Raw genomic sequence first — 17,274 nt, forward strand, 5'->3', positions numbered from 1 at the left:
TCGAGCAGACGGTCCTTCAACGACCGGTGAACACATCGTTGTGGAGGCGGTCGTGAACGATCGACGGGACCGTGACGTCCGGCGCCCCCCACTGTGCCGCACGGTCACGCGTCCGAACGGAGGAAGGCGGACGGGAGTCGAGCGCTCCGGGCACGGGAACGGCCTGTGGGGCACGGCGCTCGGCGAAGAATCGCAGCGCGACGTCCAGATCGTCGAAGAAACCGTCGATGAAGGTGAGCTCGCCCGACTCGCGTTTGGCGATGAGCGCCGCCGGATGCTCATAACCCACCCAATCGACCTCCGCCGGATCTATTTCGTCTCGACGCGGACTCTCGTCCGTCTCGCCTGTGAACAGATATCGGTAACGGTCGTACGGATTGATTCCCCGGTGCAGCACGTGAAGGTTGTGCAGTGAGACCCCGAGTTCTTCGCGGGTCTCCCGATGTGCGGCCTGGTGAGGGGTTTCTCCGGAGACCACCGCACCGCAGACATGGTCGATGTCCCCCGGATTGACATCCTTGGACAGGGAGCGTCGATGAATGAGTATCTGCCCGATTCCGTTGAATATGACCACGATGACAATCGACAGATAAAGACCTTCGTAACGACCGGCGTCCTGGCGCGGAACTGCTCGCTTGACCACGTGCCCTTCGCCATTTACAAGATCAACCGTTTCGGTCATCGGCCGATGATACATCATGGCCTCGTTGCGTGAGATCAAGCGCTGTCGCATTTATCGGTTGATAGGTAGAGATGTCTTATGTGTCGATCGGTATTCGTACGCCTCTCCGCTCGGGGGTGCGTGACCGCGATCGGCCCCGGTGGGCCGCGGCCGGGCGGGCGGAGGTCGTTCGGGCTCGGGGCTGCGCTCTCAGCGGTCGCCGACGGAGAGACGCCAGCGGGCCCAGACGGTTTTGCCGGGGCGGTCGGGGAGGGGGGTGACGCCGGTGTCGTGGGCCAGAGCCCTGACGATGGCGAGCCCGCGGCCGTGCAGGGACTCGGGATCCAGGGTGAGGTGACGCGGCTGTCCGGGGCCACGGTCGGTGACCTGGACCTGGAACTCGTCGGCGTCGGCCCACAGGGAGAGCCTGACCACGGGCTCGCCGTGGACGATCGCGTTGGCGAGCAGTTCGCCGGCCACCAGGACGGCGTCGTCGGTGAGGTGGTGCAGTGCCCAGGCGGTGAGGGTCTCGCTCACCATGGCGCGGGCCTTGCCGACGATCGGCAGGTCGTGCGGCAGGTCCCAGTAGACGGCGCGCGGGTCGTCCGTGGGGTGCGGTGTGTCGGGGCTCACGGGCATGGTCCCTCCTCGGGGTGGCGGTGTGCTGCGTTCGGCCTCGCGCATCAGGTCGCGTAGCTCGTCGGCGGTGCGGGCCCGCACGATCAGGGGTTCGGCGGCGGGCCAGACGGCGACGGCGTGGAAGTGCCGGGTGCCGGTGCCGTACCAGACGATCCAGGCGGGCTCGATCTGGTCCAGCTGCTCGGCGGCGGCGCGTTCCGCCGGGTCCCAGGGCAGGGAGCAGACCCGCTCGGTGACGGTCCCGCGCCGGTGCCGCCCGCCCTGCCGGGGCTGTGGCTCTGGCTCGCGTCCGTTCATGCCGTCGCCCCCTGCCGGTACGGGGTGTGCTTGCCGGGGGTACGGGAACCCGGCGGCCGTCCTCGCCGGTACGGCACGGTGGTGACCGCGACCCCGGCCGTGACCCCGGCCTGCTCAGGGCGCCGGTGCCGGCCGGGGGAGACCTCCGGGAGCCGCGCCGGGGAAACGACGGGAGGGGGAGCGGGGATCGACCGGACGGGCGTCGCGACCGGCGGACGACCGGAAAGGCCGAGGCGGCGGCGGGTGGTCATCCTGGCGTGGACCTGGGCGGGGGTGGGCTGCTCCCAGTGGTGGCGGGCGCGGTGCGGCAGGCTGGCGGCCTCGTGCGCGTACGGGGGATGACCGCACCAGCGGCAACCGAGCGGCATCGGCGGCCGGTCGGCGTGCCAACGGACCCTGATGGGGCGGGGGTTTCCTCTAGGGTGATGCATCAGATCGGACCTCCGGTGTCCGGTCGAGGGGCTCGTCCCGGCCTGCGATGCCGTGGCGGGTCCCGCTTTCGTTTCTGGGGTGAGGACTGCGTTTCCGGGGCGGGAGCGGCGCCGTCCGGGTGGTCGTGCCTGCGTCAGGTGACTTCCGGCCGTCCGACCAGGGCTTGCCGAGTGGTGACAGGTCTGTATCCGGCGGATGCCTGAACTACCTGTCGATGTCGCATGATCCGACACCTCGGCGGCTTTTCCCGCTCCTTTTTCCGGACATAGCCAACTATTTTGGCGACGGGTTTGGTGTGGCCTTTCTTTGCATGTGGTAAGCGGGCTTATCGGATGGTTTTCTCGCACCTTCCGTTCCCTTCACAGGGTGCCCTCGACCGACTACGTTGGGTATCGAAACTCCACGCACACCACCAGGACACTTTGTAGTGAGCTGTGTTTTTTTTGTGTTGCCGGAGTAGCGCCCCCACAGGACGGAGCCGAAATGTCCGCTTTCTATGAACCCGACCCTTCAGTAAAGCCTTTGGTCCTTCTGGGGGCCGAACTCCGCAAACACCGAAAGAGGACTGGCATCTCCATAGATCGCCTGGCGGAGGTCATCCCTTTCAGCGCGAGCCTGATCGGCTTCACCGAGCGAGGGCAGCGCAGAGCAGGTCGGAGCTTCATGGAGCACTACGACGAGGCCGTGGGCGCGGGTGGGGAGCTCGTCCGACTCTGGGAGCACGTCACCCGCTCGGCGAGCCCCCGGTGGTTCCGTGGGTGGCTGGACATCGAGCAGGAGGCGCATTCCCTGCACACCTGGCAGCCGCTTCTCGTTCCGGGCCTGCTGCAGACCGAGGAATACGCGCGAGCAGTTATCCGGAGCGAGCCTGGCATAACCGACAAGCAAACGGAAAAGGCTGTCGCGGCCCGAATGGAGCGGCAGGAGATCTTCGCTCGCGACACCCCGCCGCTGTTCCGCGCGGTGCTGGACGAGGGCGTTCTGCATCGTCTGGTCGGCAGCAAGGAAATCATGCGTCGGCAACTCGAACGCCTCATGGAGGCGGTAGAGTCCCCGCGAGTCGGCGTCCAGATCATCCCCTTGAAGCTGGGGGTGATGACAGGACTTCTTGGCGGTTTCGTTATCGCACAGATTCCGGGAAGCCCAGATAACGTCTATATCGAGTCCATAATTCACGGACACGTGACAAGCCGTCCGGAAGACGTCGAAGCTATCCATAGCAAGTACGACACTCTGCGAGCTGAGGCGCAGCCTCGGCACATGTCCATCGAGTTGATCAGAGAGGTGGAGAAACTGTGGACCTGAGTGATGAGCTGAAGAGCGCGGCCTGGCGCAAGGCCACCAAGAGCGGAGCCAACCAGGGTGACTGCCTGGAGGTGGCTCCGTTGTCGGGTGGTCGGGTAGGGCTTCGTGACACCGAGGCTCCGGGGCAGGCGCCGTTCGTGGTGAGTGCGAGCGTGTGGGACGCCTTCGTGGACGGGGCCAAGAAGGGCGAGTTCGACTTCTGACCCTCGCTCCCTGCCGCAGGGGAAGCTTCCGGTCGTTGCTGGGAGCTTCCCCGTGCACCGTTATCCGCAGTGGAGAGGCGGAGAGATCGTGGACCTGAGTGATGAGCTGAAGAGCGCGGCCTGGCGTAAGGCCACCAAGAGCGGTCCCGACCAGGGTGACTGTCTTGAGGTGGCTCCGTTGTCGGGTGGTCGGGTGGGGTTGCGGGACACCGAGGCTCCCGAGCGGGCGCCGTTTGTGGTGAGTGCGAGCGTGTGGGACGCCTTCGTGGACGGGGCCAAGAAGGGCGAGTTCGACTTCTAGCTACGCCTGCGGAACACGGGAGGGCTCTCGGCCGTGGTCGACGGACGAGAGGCACCGATGTCTCATCTCCCGTGAGCCTGGTCAGGGTTGCTTGCGGGGGCGGGTCGTCTTCGGGGGGCGCCAGGTGGTGAGGTCGTTGTCGCCGAGGTGCAGGCGGTCGCGGGTCTGGGAGAGGAAGCCTTCGTAGATGTCGGCGGGGCTGGCGCCGTAGACGTAGTCGAACTCGTCGTGCCACTGGCGGACCCAGGGCAGCACCTCGCGGAGCCCGGCGAGCAGCGGGGTCAGCCGGTCGGCGTCCCAGCCGTGGTTCTGCTCCCGGTCGACGATGACGGTGGCGAGAGCCTGAGCCTGCTCCTTGTGGTCCCAGCCGGCCCAGCCGAGCACCAGCGCCGGGTCACCGTCGCGGCCCGCGTGCGGATAGGAGATGAACCGCTCCTTCGGCACGTCGAGCTTGCCGCGGTTGCGCCAGTACGAGACCTTGAGGAAGTCACCCGAACCGTACTTCGGCGGCACCGGAATCGCGTCCCGGATTCTCTTCACCTCCGCCTCGGCCCTGACCTGCTCGGCGTTGAGCGTGGTCCACTCGGCGTAGGCCCGCTTACGCTCCTCAGCGTCTTCCAGGTCGTCGGCGATCTTCCGCTGCCGCTCGGCCGCCTGCCTGGCCGCGTCCGCGACGGCCTGGGCCGCGTCCTCCTGGCGCTGCCGGTCCCAGACGTCCTCCCAGTCGGCGCGCTTGCTCAGGCCGGAGTCCTTGTAGCGGAGCTGCGCGAGGTAGGGAACGTGCTCGTCGGCGACCAGCTCGGCGACCACCTTCTCCAGGTCCTTGCCGGGGGCGTACAGCTCGGCGACCGAGACGAAGTCCTCATCGGGCCTAAGCAGGTCGGCGAGCTGTGCGGTGCTGAGCATCCGAGGCTGCTCCATCCCGTCCAGGTAATGAAACCAGAGCTCCCGCGCCTCACACCGATCCAGCAGCCAGTTGCGCAGGGCCTTCGCCTGGAGGGAGTCCCACCCCTCGGTGGCCCAGCGGCGCTTGCACTCGGGCCGCTCGATCAGCCCGATGTTCCGATCCGTCTCGATCAGCGCGATCCGCTTCTCCACCACGGCCTTGTACTCGGCCGACCAGTGCTCGGGCAACTCGGTGATCGGTGTCGAACCATGCCGCACGAACCACTGCGTCTCTGCCTCCCCCCGCGCCATCTTCCGCGCCAGCACGATCTCAAAGGCACGTTCCCCAAGCTTCAACTCCGGCACGACCTCCGCCGGAGCGGTCATCTCGTCATCCAGCAACCCATAGAGCGAGTAGACCTCCCAGTCCAACTCCTCTTGATGGGCAATCATCTGCGCTCGGATTGAATGCCACTCCGTTCGTGTGGCCTTTGAGCGCTCCCGCGTTGGTATACCTTCTGCCGCTACGCTGCTCGGACTCACCAAGGAAATTTTCCTTGCTAGCGTATCCAGTCCTCGGCTCCGCTCCAGTGGAAAATTTGCTGGCAGCGGTAACTGGCCAACCTTTGTGCTGTTGAATTGATAGAATCTTTCCCATTCCTGAGACTTGAATCCTTCGTTTATTCCTTGACCGCCTTTATTGTGGCAAACCTGCTTAAGCCAGAAGCAAGAAAGGGAGCTATTTAAGAGGGCGACAATTTCTAGGTGGTTGTCTTCGTTTTCTTTGTTGGAAAACACAATTATGGGGGCTGTTTGTGTGAAAACTGTCCCCCCTCTATCGAGAGAGAAGTGGGGGTGAGTGGCGACTTCAGCAAGAGCTAGGCGCCATGGCGCAGCCCAACGGCCTGGGTGAAAGTCTGAGTACTCATACCATGTAAGGCCGCGCTCTTCTTGGGTTCCGGATAACGCGCGGCGGTTAATCAGAAGGCGCCGATAATACCATAGGTGGCGAAGTGCTCTCGGCGATGTGTTGCTGCTTGAGCCATCAGCTGTGTATGGGAATATGCTAAATGTGTCGGACGTAATTAACCAGTCCCTTATCGACGCTCCGTCGCTGAGGACGGCTAAGTCTGAGCCTGGAAGGCAAAATCGCCGGGCAGTGGATCGGTCTAGGTAGTATGCGTCGTCTTCGCGAGTGACTGCCATGAACCCTAAGGCGGTAGCGCGATCCCCCAAGCGATCCCTGCTGTTTTTTTCGACTAACGTTTTGAGATCTATGGCACCGCCGCCGCTAAGGCTCCATGGGTGAGTAGCCATACGTGATCGGGGAATATCTGCAACGCTAAGCCATTCGCTTTCAGAGTTGGGAATGTTCAGCTGGGCAAGAATGGCGCTCCATACTTTCCCTTTTTCTGGAGCTAGAGGAGGTCTTGGTTCACCTCTGATCCCCATTGCTAGGCGGACCGTTGCGTTGCGTTTCCGGTCCTTAGGTTTGCCAATTAGAATTACTGTCGGAGTTCCGTGTCCTGGAATATATGCGCCGGAGGTGTCGATGATGTGGGTGAATTCTGTTTTGTGTGCGAAGAATTTTTCTACTAGCTGCTTGCCGAACTCGCGCTTCATGAAAGAGTTGGCCGTTATCTGCCCAACATGTCCCGCACCTCGTGCATCGCTTTCGCTGGCACGTTTGGCTAATTCGAAAAATCGCCAAGCAAAGGGTGCCGAAAGTGCATATTGGCCTACGCAGACATCGCGGTAGAGGTCGCGATATATTTTTTTTATATTTTGATCTTTAACGGTAATGTAAGGTGGATTGCCTACGACCACGTGATAGCTGCCTTCCCTTAAAATGCCCGGGAATTCGTGGACATCCTCAGTGGCATATGCGAACTCGGCCAGTTCGTCTCTCGGGAGGTCGGCGACCTCTTCCTCGTAGGTCTGCGAGAAAAGGTCGCCCTGTTCGTTGGCTGCGGCGAAGAGCCTGCCCTGTTCGCTGACCCCGTGCAGGATCGCGGCGTCGGACTCCATGGTGGGCAGCGCGAGCTGCCGGGCCTTGATCAACGAGTCGCCGATGGCGAGGTTCAGCGGGAACTCGTAGTTTCTCGCCTCGGCCAGCGTGGTGAAGCCCGAGGCCCGCAGTGCCGCGATGAACAGCCGGAAGCGGGCGACCGCGATGGCGAACGGGTTGAGGTCCACCCCGTGGACCGCCTGCAGCGCCAGCCGTACCAGCTCGCGCCGGTCCCGCATCGGCGCGTGCCGGGTCCACTCGTCCAGCAGCCGGTGGAAGGCGCCCAGCACGAAGTGACCGGACCCGCAGGTGGGGTCGATCATCCGGATCTCGTCGTGGCCGAACTCGGCGATCGCCGGGGTGAGCGTGTAGTCGAGGATGAACTCCTCGACGAACTCCGGGGTCTGCAGCAGCGCGTACGTCTTGCGTGCCGCCTCGGACAGGTCCTGGTAGAGGTCGCCGAGGAAGCGGGTGTCCCAGTCCTCGACGGCGAAGGAGTGGACGAGCACCCCGTCCTCGCCGCGCCGCCGCCAGAAGCCGATCAGCTCCTTGGCCGCGTCGTGCGAGATCGGGATCTGGTAGAGCGGGTTGTGCCTGCGGTCGAAGAGCAGCGCGCCGGCCTGGGAGTCCGCGATCTCGGCGAACGCGGCGAGCAGCCAGCCCCGGTCGGTCTCGGCGGGGTTGAGCCGGAAGAACTCCTCCTGCGCCTCCTCGGCGAGGACCATCCGCTCCGGCGAGGGACCGGCGAGGTAGGGCGAGGTCAGCAGCCCGTTGTCCTCGCAGAATCGGACGAAGACCGTACCGAGCACCCAGGCCGCCGCGGCCTGGGTGACCCGTTCGTCCCGCCACGCGGCCCAGGTCGCCGCCGTACGACCCAGCCGGAACGCGAGCCGGTACTCGGCGTCCAGCCGGTCGCGGACCCTCCTCGCCGTGCGGCCTCCGTCCGAACCGCCGACCCGCCGGGCGTCCCCGTCGGCGGCACCCCCGTGATCGGCGTCCCCGTGCCCTGCGCCTTCGTGGCGGGCACCGCCGCCGGAGTGCCCGGTGCCGTCGGTGCCGACGATCTCCGAGGCGGTCTCCACCTGGTCCCGCAGGTCCTTCTCCAGCGTCCTGACCTGCTTCTGCAGGTCGGCCAGCAGTGCCTTGCGGTCGATCACGACGCTCTCGCTCCACTTCGGTGCTGGTTCGCCACCCAGGCGTCGGGCAGCTTGATCCACTCGTTCGGCAGCTGGGCCGGGGTCAGCGCCCCGTCCAGGTTCGGCGAACGGTTCGGGTCGGTCATCGGGCAGAGCAGCCAGACCGGCGGCCCGCCGGCCCGCGCCCGACCGGCGAGGCGCCGGATCACCCCCAGACCGTCGTACCTGGCGGCGGCCGCGGCGTCGTGCAGCAACAGCGGGCCCGCGGCGCGCCCGGAGCCGGGGTGCCCAGGACCCGCGTGCCCGGTCTCCGGGCGTCCGGAATCCGGATTCGAGGTCCGCGGACGCGGGGTGTCGGGGAACGGGGTGGCCGACAACAGCGCGTCCAGGCGCGGAGCGACCAGTTCCCAGGCGTCGCGGGCGTACTCGGCGAGCTTGAGCGCGCCCCTGCTGCCCGGCTCGGCCAGGTCGGCACCGAGCACGGTCTGCCACGTCGGCAGCGGCCGAGGATCGATCAGCTCGTGCAGCGCCGCGACGAAGAGGCCGGTCACGTTCACCGGCCGGGCGCCGAAGCGGCCGACCAGCTCACGGCGGCCCCGCTCGTACCCGGTCAGGCCCACGGTCAGCGCGCGGAAGCCGCCCTGTCCGGCCGAGGCGAGCCGCTCCTCGGTGCGGAGCGCCTCGGCCAGCTCGGGGGTGGCCGCCGTCCAGCGCGACGCCCCGGTACGGGTGGACCGGCGCCGGATGACCGTGCCGGAGACCGAGTCGGGCGACTGCGGCGGGACGTACCGGCCGTCCCGCCAGCGGACGTCGAAACCGGCGTCGCGGAGCAGCGTGTCCAGGCGCGGATGGCCGGGAAGCGGGGCGAGCGCGGGGAAACGGGCCCGCACCCGTTCGCGTACCTGCTCGGGCCTGAGCCCCGCGGGATGCCCGTCGCCCCCGCCGAGCGGTATCACGCCCGCCTGGGTGAGCCGGAGCGCCCGCACCGGGTCCAGGTCGCGCGGATAGATCTCCAGCCGGGAGGTGGCCGCGGCCCGCAGCGAGGCCGCGGCGGCGAGCTGGACCAGGCGGCGGTCCTCCAGCACCGGGGCCTGGCCGGGAACGGGTACCGCCCTCAGCTCGCGAAGGACCGCCGCCGAGGTCGGCAGCACCTCCTGGGCGGCCAGCCGGTCGGCCGCCTCGCCCAGCGCGTCGGCGTAGTCGAGCAGTGCCGTGGCCGAGGGGGTGTCGGGGGAGTCGTCCGCCCCGACCTCCAGCGCCACCATCAGCCGGTCACCCGCCCGCTCGTCCGCCCGTTCACCGTGCCGGTCATCGCGGCGGTCGTCGTGCCGGTCGTCGTGGCGGCGGAGCAGCAGCCGGGGCTCCTCGGGCTCCTTCACGACCGGGTCGATCTCCACCGCCGCCCGTACGGCGGCCAGGGCGAGCGCCCGGCGCAGCGCCGGATCGGTGCGGCTGGAACCCCGGGCGGCGAGGACCGCCTCGGCCAGCTCGGCCACCGCCATCACCCGGCCACTCTGGGCGAGAAGCTCCAGCACCTCGTCCCGGACGCTGCGGATCACCGGTTCCGTGTGCCACCGGTCGCGTTGCCGGGTGAGCATCTGGGCGACCCGGCCCCTGGTCACCGCGACCGCCGTGGCCACCGCCTCCTGACGCGGCCACGGCGGAAGGCCGGGCAGCGCACCGGTGGAGTCGGGCAGCCCCAGCAGCAGCCGGATGGCCTCCACCTCGCCCGCGTTGCGGCCGTTCCTGTGCCGTTCGGGGACGAGCAGGGCGGCGACGGTGTCCAGGCCGATCCGGCCGAGCACCACCTCGTCGCCGTCCAGTGCGGCGGCCTCCTCGCGGGCGGCGACCCGCTCGCCGGTGGTGATCGGCTCGCTCTCGTCGAGCCGGGTCCGCCAGTCACGGATCCGGCGCTGGAGCTCCTGGCGGGTCTTGGCGCCGAGGCCGGGGAGGGTGAACAGGGTCTTGGAGGGGAGGCTCAGCAGGTCGCCGACCGTGGTGGCGCCCAGCCGGTGCGCCGTCGACACCGCACGGGAGGTCAGTCCGGCGGTCTCCAGCACGGTCGCGCGGGTGGCGGCCAGCGCGGCGGCGTCCCGCGCCTCCTCCGCGGTGACCTCCTCGGCGGGCAGGTCGCCCGGATGCCCGGAACTCACCGGCGGCACCGCGTCCGAGCGCCGGAACACCTGGAACCAGGCGTTGCGCATGTCCTTGAGCGACTCGAACCGCTGCCGTGCCTCGCGGTGCAGCGCCCGCAGGAAGAACTCGACCAGCCCCTCCCTGACGGACGGGTCGAACGCCTCGGCGGCCAGGGTGGGCGGGCCCTCGGTGTAGCGGGGCTCGGTCGCGTTGTCGCCCCAGGCCGGCAGCTCACCGGAGGCCATCTGGTGCAGGGTCACCGCGAGGGCGTACCGCTCGGCGTGCGCGTCGTAGACGGTCCGCTTCGCCGTACCGAGGAAGGGATCGAGATAGTACGGGGTGCCCGCCTCGATCTCCCTGACCGAGATGCCGGCCAGCGAGAAGTCGAAGAGGACGAGCTGGCGGGTACGGTTCGGGCGGACCCTGATCGCGATGTTGTCCGGCTTGATGTCGCGGTGGGTGACGCCCTCGCCCTCCAGGAAGTCCAGCGCGCCGAACAGGTAGTCGCTGTAGGTCTCCAGCTCGTCCGGGGTGAGCGCCCCCTGCTCGCGGATCTTGCGGGCGACGGTGTGCTCGCCCGCGTGTTCCAGCACGATGCAGGTACGGTCGCCGATCCTGATCGGCTCGGGGCGGACCAGCTTGATGACGCGCGAGTCGTCACGCAGGTCGCGCAGCACCGACGCCTCGTGGTCGAGCCTCGCCGCCTTCTCGTCCGACAGGGCGACCTTGAGCACTTCCAGTTTCTCGCTCCGCAGGTTCGTCACCAGCAGAGCGCGGGAGGTGGAGCCGGTGCCGAGCCGCTTCTCCACCCGCCACTCGCCGCCGATCACGTCGCCCTGCCTGGCCTCCAGAGGATCGAGGTCGTCTCCCGGCTGCTCGTCGGCGGGGTGGACCGACTCGGGGGCGGTCGCCTCGTCCTCGACGATCTCCAGCATCTCCAGGAACTCGGCCACGCTGGTCAGCCGCTGTACGGGAACCGGCGCGGTGGCGGCCTGGACCAGCTCGTCCATGAACCCGGTCACCGAGTCGGCGACCGTCGAGGGGCGCAGGCCGTTCTCCTTCGACAGGCGGGCGAGGAGGTCGGCCCGCCGATCGCTCGGAGGCAGACCGGTGAGCAGCAGGTAGGACAGGGTGCCCAGGCCGAACACGTCGAGCGCCACCGGGTCGGGGCTCGGCGTGTTCAGCTCAGGGGCCAGATAAGCCTGGGCTGACGCCTCCATGTGCTGGCCGACATGGCTGCTGGAGCTCATCCCCGGACTCGTGCCGTCGGTGCCCTCACCTCGGGTGGCGGTCTGCCAGTCGCTGATCTGGAGCTGCGGGTTGAGCCAGCCCTGCTCCCGCGCGTCCCTGGGAGCGCGGCCCGGCGTGACCAGCACGCTGCGCGCCGACAGCGCCCGGTGGTGCAGATGCCGCCCGTGGGCGTACGACACCGCCTCGACGAGCTGGCGGATCAGGTTGAGCCGGGTGAGCAGGTCGAGGCGCGGGCCGTACTCGCCGATGTAGTGGTCCAGGCGCATGGCGCGCGGGTCGTGCCGGAAGATGAGCGCAGGGCCCATCTCGTGCTGCTCCAGGGTGTCGACCCGCACGATGCCCGGGTGACTGATGCCGTGCAGGGCCAGCACCTCGCGGCGGGCCGCCCGGCCCATGCTGGCCCGCATGTCCTCGTCGGCGTTGCGCTCGACCAGGTAGATGCGGATACGGCGTTTCTCGGCGCTGATGTCGCGGTGCGTGGCCAGGTGGTCTTCCCAGGTGGGCCCGGCGTCGAACGGGCGCGGCTCCAGCTCCCAGGCTCCCACCTGGAGGTGGGAGCGGCTCTTGGCGATCCCCACCTTGCGCAGCCAGCCGCCGAGCGGCCGGGAGATCTCCGGGGTGATGCGGCGGCGCTGGTCGCGGGGCGCCGCCGTGAGCAGGTCCGACAGGATCTTCGGTAGCCGGCCGTTCTCGGGCCCGTAGACCCCGGTGAGGTGCTGGTCGGGCAGCTCCACCTCCAGCGAGGGCACGGAGAGGAAGACCGCGGCGTGGATGTAGGGGACCCGCGCCCGAGGTCCGGCGGCCTGCTGCAGCAGCGACTTGAGCTGCTTGGCCTTGGAGTCGGCCAGGTGCAGCGGGTTGTCGAAATAGCGGGTGCGGTTGCCGGTCGTCTGCACCCAGTTGGCGCCGCTCGCGCCGAGCCGTCCGTGCAGGCTCTTGATCTCGATGAGGAAGAGCCCGGCGGGCGCGGCCACGAACAGGTCGACCTCGCGGACGTGCCCGGTGTTGGCGGTGAAGGTGAAGTTCGACCAGGCACGGTACGGCTCCGCGTCGGGCAGCCCCGAGCGGACGTGTTCCAGGGCCTCGCGCTCGTGCTGGTACTGGGAAGGCGTGATCGTGGTCCAACGGCCTTCTAGCACGTCAAGGATCTCCAAGGCAGTGGGGGTCTGCGTGGCTGTGCACCAGGGTAGATCGCGGACCCCGCCGAGCCGGGGGACTTCGATAACGGGCTGCTTACAGTGAGCCGATTCCCATCAGGTGGGGGTGGCGGCGGCGAGGCGGGTGGAGAGGGCGCGGATGCGGTCGACGAGCTCGGGCGGCTCGTGCACCTCGAAGTCGATGTCCATCAGCGCGACCCAGACGGCGAGCTCGTCGAGGTCGTTCGCACCGCTGGACACCGTGCAGGACCGCTCGTCGATCGGCTCGATCGCCCCCATCGTGGCCGGCATGTGCTCGGCGACGACCTCGGCCGGAGCGTGCATCGTGAAGCGACCCTGGTAGCGATAGGGCGCTCCGGAGATCGAACGGGACATGTAGGCCGCCAGGTCGGGGTCGGGCGGGTCGCGAGGCACGAATCGCGGCCCGTTCGGCGTCCGCAGGCTCAGGCGGTCGATCCGATAGGTGCGCCAGCCGGCCCGGCCGGTGTCCCAGCCCAGCAGATACCAGTGCCGTCCCGAATGGACGAGCCGGTAGGGCTCGGCGGCGCGGACGCTCTCCTGCCCGTCGTGCGTGCGGTAGTCGAACCGCAGGGTCTCGTGGTCGCGGCAGGCGGCGGCGATCGCGCTCAGGGACGCCGGGTCCACCGCCGAACCCGCCCGTCCCATCGGCACGGTCATCGACCGCAGCGCGTGTATCCGATGCCGGAGCCGGGACGGCAGCACCTGCTCCAGCTTGGCCAGCGCCCGCACGGAGGTCTCCTCGATCCCCGACACCGAGCTCCCGGCCGCCGTGCGCAGGCCCACCGCGACCGCCACCGCCTCGTCGTCGTCCAGCAGCAGCGGAGGCAGGTCCGTGCCCGCGCCGAGACGGTAGCCGGGCGCGCCCGCGGTGGCGTGCACGGGATAACCCAGCTCGCGCAGCCGCCCGACGTCACGGCGGACGGTCCGGGTGGTCACGCCGAGCCGCTCCGCCAGTTCCGCACCCGCCCACTCCCGGTGGGTCTGCAGGAGCGAGAGCAGTCTGAGCAACCGGGCCGATGTCTCCAACATGCCCCCAGATTGCCGTACTTCTAGGACCGATCCTGTCCTAACCCCTCCCTAGCGTGATCACCATGACGTTCACCACGGAGATCGCTCCGTTCCGCATCGATATCCCGCAGTCCGCGCTCGACGACCTGCACGACCGGCTGGCGCGCACCCTCTGGCCCGACGAGCTGCCCGGCGTCGGCTGGTCGTACGGCATCCCGGTCTCGTACGTACGGCAACTGGCCGAGTACTGGCGCAGCGGGTACGACTGGCGGAAGCACGAGGCGGCGCTCAACGAGTACCCGCAGTTCACCACCGAGATCGACGGCCAGAACATCCACTTCCTGCACGTGCGGTCCCCCGAGCCGGACGCGCTGCCGCTCGTCCTCACCCACGGCTGGCCCGGTTCGATCGTCGAGTTCACGAAGGTGATCGGCCCGCTCACCGACCCTCGCGCCCACGGCGGCGACCCCGCCGACGCCTTCCACGTCGTCGCCCCGTCCATACCGGGCTTCGCCTTCTCCGGTCCCACCCGTGAGACCGGCTGGGACCTGCGCCGGGTCGCCCGCGCGTGGGCCGAGCTGATGAGCCGCCTCGGATACGAGCGCTACGGCGCCCAGGGCGGCGACAGCGGCTCGGTCGTCTCCCCCGAGCTCGGCCGCGTCGCACCCGACCGGGTGGTCGGCGTGCACGTCAACGGCGCGCTCGGCTTCCCGACCTTCGACCCGGCCGAGATGGAGGGCCTTACCGAGACCGAGCAGGCCCGCATGATGCTCTACGCCGACAACGACCGCTCCGGCTACGCGATCCTTCAGGCCACCCGGCCGCAGACCGTCGCCTTCGGCCTGCACGATTCCCCCGCCGCCCAGCTGGCCTGGATCGTGGAGAAGTTCAAGGAGTGGACCGACCCCGCGCACGACCTGCCCGAGGAGGCGGTCGACCGTGACCAGATGCTCACCGACGTGACGATCTACTGGCTGACCCGCACCGCCGCCTCGTCCGCCCGGCTCTACAAGGAGGGCTCGGCACAGTGGGGGACGCCGGTCGAACGTTCGGAGATCGCGCACGGGGTCGCTGTCTTCCCCGGCGACGGCGGGATCCGGCGTGTCGCCGAACGCGAGCACAACGTGATCCACTGGTCGGAGTTCGACCGGGGCGGTCACTTCGCCGCGATGGAGGCCCCCGACCTGCTGGTCGACGACGTCCGGACGTTCTTCCGGAAGATCCGCGTCATGGCCGGTTCCTCCCGATACGGCGCGTTGACGTGAACGCGGCCCACACCACCGGCTGATCTGCGAGCCGCGAGCGAGCGGAACGTCGTGGAACGTTGTACTCTCATTTGAGACAAGTATGTTTCAAATGATATGGAGTTGACTGATGGCTGTGGGCTACGGCCAGATCATTGCCGCAGCGATCCAGCGCCTCAACCAGGATCCGGGCGCCTCGATGGGAGAACTCGCCGAGGCGGCCGGGGTGAGCCGTGCCACGCTGCACCGCCACTTCAGCGGTCGTGAGGAACTACTGCTGGCACTCGGCCACCACGCGCTGAACCGCTGGGAGGCCGCCCAGCAGAGCGCGGGCATTCGGGAGGCCGCTCGCTCGGCGGACCCGGCCGTGATCACCACCGCCTTGCGCGAGATGCTGACCGGGCTGATCGACGACGCCGAGGAGTACAGCTTCGCCCTGGCCGACCTGACGCTGTCCATGCCCGCGCTGCGCGAACGCAGCGACGCGCTGGAGGAGTTGGAGGTCACGCTCTATCAGGCGGCACAACGAGCCGGAGTCCTGCGCGCCGACCTACCTCCCCGATGGATCGGCAACACGGTGTACGGTCTGCTGCTGGCCGTACGGGAAAGCCTGCACCAGGGCAGCGTCGCGCGCCGGGACCTGCAGTGGCTCGTGCACGAGACGTTCTTCAACGGCGCCGGCCTCGCCGGGGGGACGCGATGAGTCTCCTCCCAGCGCCCGTACCAGGCGCCGCCACCGCGCCGCCCCACCCACGGCGATGGGCCGGCCTGGCGGTGCTGTCGGCCAGCCTGCTGTTGGTGATCATGGACATGACCATCCTCAACGTCGCCCTGCCCGCCATCTCCGCCGAACTGCGGCCCAGTTCGGTCGAGCTGTTGTGGATGGTGGACGTCTACTCACTGGTGCTGGCGGGCCTGCTGGTCACGGTGAGCGCTCTGGGCGACCGTTGGGGGCGTAAGAAGACGCTGCTCGCCGGCTTCGTACTCTTCGGGCTGGCGTCGGTGGCAGTGCTGTGGGCTTCCTCACCGGGCGAGGTGATCGCCGTACGAGCCCTGCTCGGCATCGGCGGTGCCATGATCATGCCATCCACACTGTCGATGATCCGCACCCTTTTCGCCGACCCGGCGGAACGGGCGACCGCGCTGGGCATCTGGGCGGCGATGGCCGCCCTGGGAAGCGCGCTAGGGCCGATCCTGGGTGGACTGCTGCTGGAGTACTTCAGCTGGCATTCGGCCTTCCTGGTCAACGTGCCGGTGATGGTCCTGGCGGTGCTCGCTGGCCTGATCCTGCTTCCGGAGTCGCGCAACCCGCACCCGGGTCGCTGGGACCTGGTCGCGACCGCGCTGTCGATCGCCGGGATGGTCGCCCTGGTCTTCTCGATCAAGCAGTTCGTCAAGGAGGGACCTACCACGCCATGGCCGTGGGTCGCCCTCACCGTGGCGGCGGTGACGCTCACCTGGTTCGTACAGCGCTGCCTGAGGCGGCCCGACCCTCTGCTTGAGATCCGCCTGTTTCGCAGTCGGCCGTTCAGCGCGGGCACGCTGGCGGCGCTGAGCACCTCGATCGCGATGGGGGCGGTGATGTTGCTGATGGCGCAGTGGATGCAGCTTGTCCAGGGTTACTCCCCCCTGGAGACCGGCGTGCGGATGCTGCCGGCCGCGCTGGGCGCGCTGCTGCTGTCTCCGCTGGCGCCCTGGCTGGCCGTCCGGATCGGGACCCGCACGGTGCTGGCCGGCGGTCTGGCGATCTCCGGGCTGGGGCTCGGCGTGCTGTTCGCCGCACCCGTCGTCTACCCATGGGTCGCCGTGTCACTGTTGCTGGTCGGCTCCGGCATGGGCTCTCTGGCGATCGCCTCATCGGTCATCATGGCGGGCGCGCCGCTGGAGAAAGCGGGCAGCGCCGCCGCGATCGAGGAGACCTCCTACGAGCTGGGCGGCCTGCTCGGCGTCGCCGTGCTGGGCAGCGTCGCGGCCGCCGTCTACCGTGCGGCGCTATCCTCCTCCGTCTCCGCCGTCGAGGCGGCGCGCGACTCCCTGGGAGGTGCGATCGAGGTCGCCCGCCACGCCGGAACAGCCGGGATGGAGCTGGCCCGCCAGGCGAAAACGGCGTTCACCGCGTCGCTGGAGGTGACCGGGCTGGCCGGGGCCCTGCTCATGCTGGCGGCCGCGCTCGCCATCTGGTGGCTCGTCCCGCGCGACTTCGACATCGTGACGACGCCTTCCCCGAGCCCGCTTTCCACTCGTACATCGCCCCCGAGCCCGAAGGAGCGGAGAGCGAACCGTTGAGTTCCGAGGCCGCGGAGTGGGGCGCGGCTCCAGTGGACCAGGTGGTCTTGTCCTCGGGAACGACGTACCACTCCGACCACCAGACCGGCATAGCGATCGTCGTTCCACTCCGGGCAACGAGAGAATCCTTCGGCCGAGTGGTCGGAGGCTTCTGGCGTCGTACGGGCTATGTCACGGTGACGGAAAAAGGAGGGCGCTAACCGCAGGTTGAACATTTGCCGACCTACCTGCTCCTACCGTTTCCGTAGGCGACAGAGAAGTGGCGCCGGGGCGGCGAGGAGTGGGTCATGCGGCGGCTGAGAAG

Annotated in this window: 12 protein-coding genes; 6 read left to right on the forward strand and 6 right to left on the reverse strand. The window is 68.4% G+C overall.

The features are described 5' to 3' along the window. Positions 1-16: 16 nt before the first annotated feature. The 3 genes from ABT352_RS26045 to ABT352_RS26055 all read right to left on the reverse strand — a co-directional run bounded on the left by ABT352_RS26045 (position 17) and on the right by ABT352_RS26055 (position 2,028). The gene (locus ABT352_RS26045) at positions 17-682 is read right to left on the reverse strand and encodes an NUDIX domain-containing protein (protein WP_350947549.1); all 666 of its coding nucleotides are present in this window, start codon (positions 680-682) and stop codon (positions 17-19) included. A gap of 189 nt (positions 683-871) precedes the next feature. Next, positions 872-1,597 carry an ATP-binding protein gene (locus ABT352_RS26050; protein WP_350947550.1) on the reverse strand — a complete coding sequence of 242 codons (726 nt, stop codon included), beginning with the start codon at positions 1,595-1,597 and terminating at the stop codon, positions 872-874. Further along, positions 1,594-2,028 carry a hypothetical protein gene (locus tag ABT352_RS26055; RefSeq protein WP_350947551.1) on the reverse strand — a complete coding sequence of 145 codons (435 nt, stop codon included), beginning with the start codon at positions 2,026-2,028 and terminating at the stop codon, positions 1,594-1,596. Before ABT352_RS26055 ends, ABT352_RS26050 begins: the two co-directional genes overlap by 4 nt. Positions 2,029-2,512: 484 nt before the next feature. Here ABT352_RS26055 and ABT352_RS26060 point away from each other — a divergent pair, with 484 nt between their 5' ends. The 3 genes from ABT352_RS26060 to ABT352_RS26070 all read left to right on the forward strand — a co-directional run bounded on the left by ABT352_RS26060 (position 2,513) and on the right by ABT352_RS26070 (position 3,838). Further along, on the forward strand, positions 2,513-3,334 hold the full coding sequence (locus tag ABT352_RS26060) for a helix-turn-helix domain-containing protein (protein WP_350947552.1): 822 nt from the start codon (positions 2,513-2,515) through the stop codon (positions 3,332-3,334). After that, the gene (locus tag ABT352_RS26065; protein ID WP_350947553.1) at positions 3,325-3,537 is read left to right on the forward strand and encodes a DUF397 domain-containing protein; all 213 of its coding nucleotides are present in this window, start codon (positions 3,325-3,327) and stop codon (positions 3,535-3,537) included. The genes ABT352_RS26060 and ABT352_RS26065 overlap by 10 nt, the downstream gene beginning before the upstream one ends. A gap of 88 nt (positions 3,538-3,625) precedes the next feature. Beyond that, the gene (locus ABT352_RS26070) at positions 3,626-3,838 is read left to right on the forward strand and encodes a DUF397 domain-containing protein (protein WP_350947554.1); all 213 of its coding nucleotides are present in this window, start codon (positions 3,626-3,628) and stop codon (positions 3,836-3,838) included. 81 nt (positions 3,839-3,919) lie between these two features. Here the strand turns inward: ABT352_RS26070 and pglX are convergent, their stop codons facing one another. The 3 genes from pglX to ABT352_RS26085 all read right to left on the reverse strand — a co-directional run bounded on the left by pglX (position 3,920) and on the right by ABT352_RS26085 (position 13,461). Continuing rightward, complete coding sequence (pglX, locus tag ABT352_RS26075) at positions 3,920-7,888, reverse strand: BREX-2 system adenine-specific DNA-methyltransferase PglX (RefSeq protein WP_350947555.1); 3,969 nt, start codon at positions 7,886-7,888, stop codon at positions 3,920-3,922. Further along, complete coding sequence (gene pglW, locus ABT352_RS26080) at positions 7,885-12,393, reverse strand: BREX system serine/threonine kinase PglW (RefSeq protein ID WP_350947556.1); 4,509 nt, start codon at positions 12,391-12,393, stop codon at positions 7,885-7,887. The genes pglX and pglW overlap by 4 nt, the downstream gene beginning before the upstream one ends. 114 nt (positions 12,394-12,507) lie before the next feature. After that, entirely contained in the window at positions 12,508-13,461 is a 954-nt protein-coding gene (locus tag ABT352_RS26085) for a helix-turn-helix transcriptional regulator (RefSeq protein WP_350947557.1), read from the reverse strand. Positions 13,462-13,523: 62 nt separating this feature from the next. Between ABT352_RS26085 and ABT352_RS26090 the strand changes: the two genes are divergently transcribed. The 3 genes from ABT352_RS26090 to ABT352_RS26100 all read left to right on the forward strand — a co-directional run bounded on the left by ABT352_RS26090 (position 13,524) and on the right by ABT352_RS26100 (position 16,970). Beyond that, positions 13,524-14,705, forward strand: coding sequence for an epoxide hydrolase family protein (locus ABT352_RS26090; RefSeq protein WP_350947558.1), 1,182 nt, complete (start codon positions 13,524-13,526; stop codon positions 14,703-14,705). Between the two features lie 109 nt (positions 14,706-14,814). Then, the gene (locus ABT352_RS26095; RefSeq protein ID WP_350947559.1) at positions 14,815-15,387 is read left to right on the forward strand and encodes a TetR/AcrR family transcriptional regulator; all 573 of its coding nucleotides are present in this window, start codon (positions 14,815-14,817) and stop codon (positions 15,385-15,387) included. Further along, positions 15,384-16,970 (forward strand): MFS transporter, encoded by a 1,587-nt coding sequence (locus ABT352_RS26100; protein ID WP_350947560.1) that lies wholly within the window; start codon positions 15,384-15,386, stop codon positions 16,968-16,970. The genes ABT352_RS26095 and ABT352_RS26100 overlap by 4 nt, the downstream gene beginning before the upstream one ends. The last annotated feature ends 304 nt before the right edge of the window (positions 16,971-17,274 follow it).

The organism is Streptosporangium sp. NPDC000563, from assembly GCF_040299985.1.
Classification (GTDB): domain Bacteria; phylum Actinomycetota; class Actinomycetes; order Streptosporangiales; family Streptosporangiaceae; genus Streptosporangium.

Excerpts from the sequence above, each read along its gene's own strand:
- ABT352_RS26045 (WP_350947549.1), bottom strand. The coding sequence starts at position 682 with ATGACCGAAACGGTTGATCTTGTAAATGGCGAAGGGCACGTGGTCAAG.
- ABT352_RS26050 (WP_350947550.1), bottom strand. The coding sequence starts at position 1,597 with ATGAACGGACGCGAGCCAGAGCCACAGCCCCGGCAGGGCGGGCGGCAC.
- ABT352_RS26055 (WP_350947551.1), bottom strand. The coding sequence starts at position 2,028 with ATGCATCACCCTAGAGGAAACCCCCGCCCCATCAGGGTCCGTTGGCAC.
- ABT352_RS26060 (WP_350947552.1), top strand. The coding sequence starts at position 2,513 with ATGTCCGCTTTCTATGAACCCGACCCTTCAGTAAAGCCTTTGGTCCTT.
- ABT352_RS26085 (WP_350947557.1), bottom strand. The coding sequence starts at position 13,461 with ATGTTGGAGACATCGGCCCGGTTGCTCAGACTGCTCTCGCTCCTGCAG.
- ABT352_RS26090 (WP_350947558.1), top strand. The coding sequence starts at position 13,524 with ATGACGTTCACCACGGAGATCGCTCCGTTCCGCATCGATATCCCGCAG.
- ABT352_RS26095 (WP_350947559.1), top strand. The coding sequence starts at position 14,815 with ATGGCTGTGGGCTACGGCCAGATCATTGCCGCAGCGATCCAGCGCCTC.
- ABT352_RS26100 (WP_350947560.1), top strand. The coding sequence starts at position 15,384 with ATGAGTCTCCTCCCAGCGCCCGTACCAGGCGCCGCCACCGCGCCGCCC.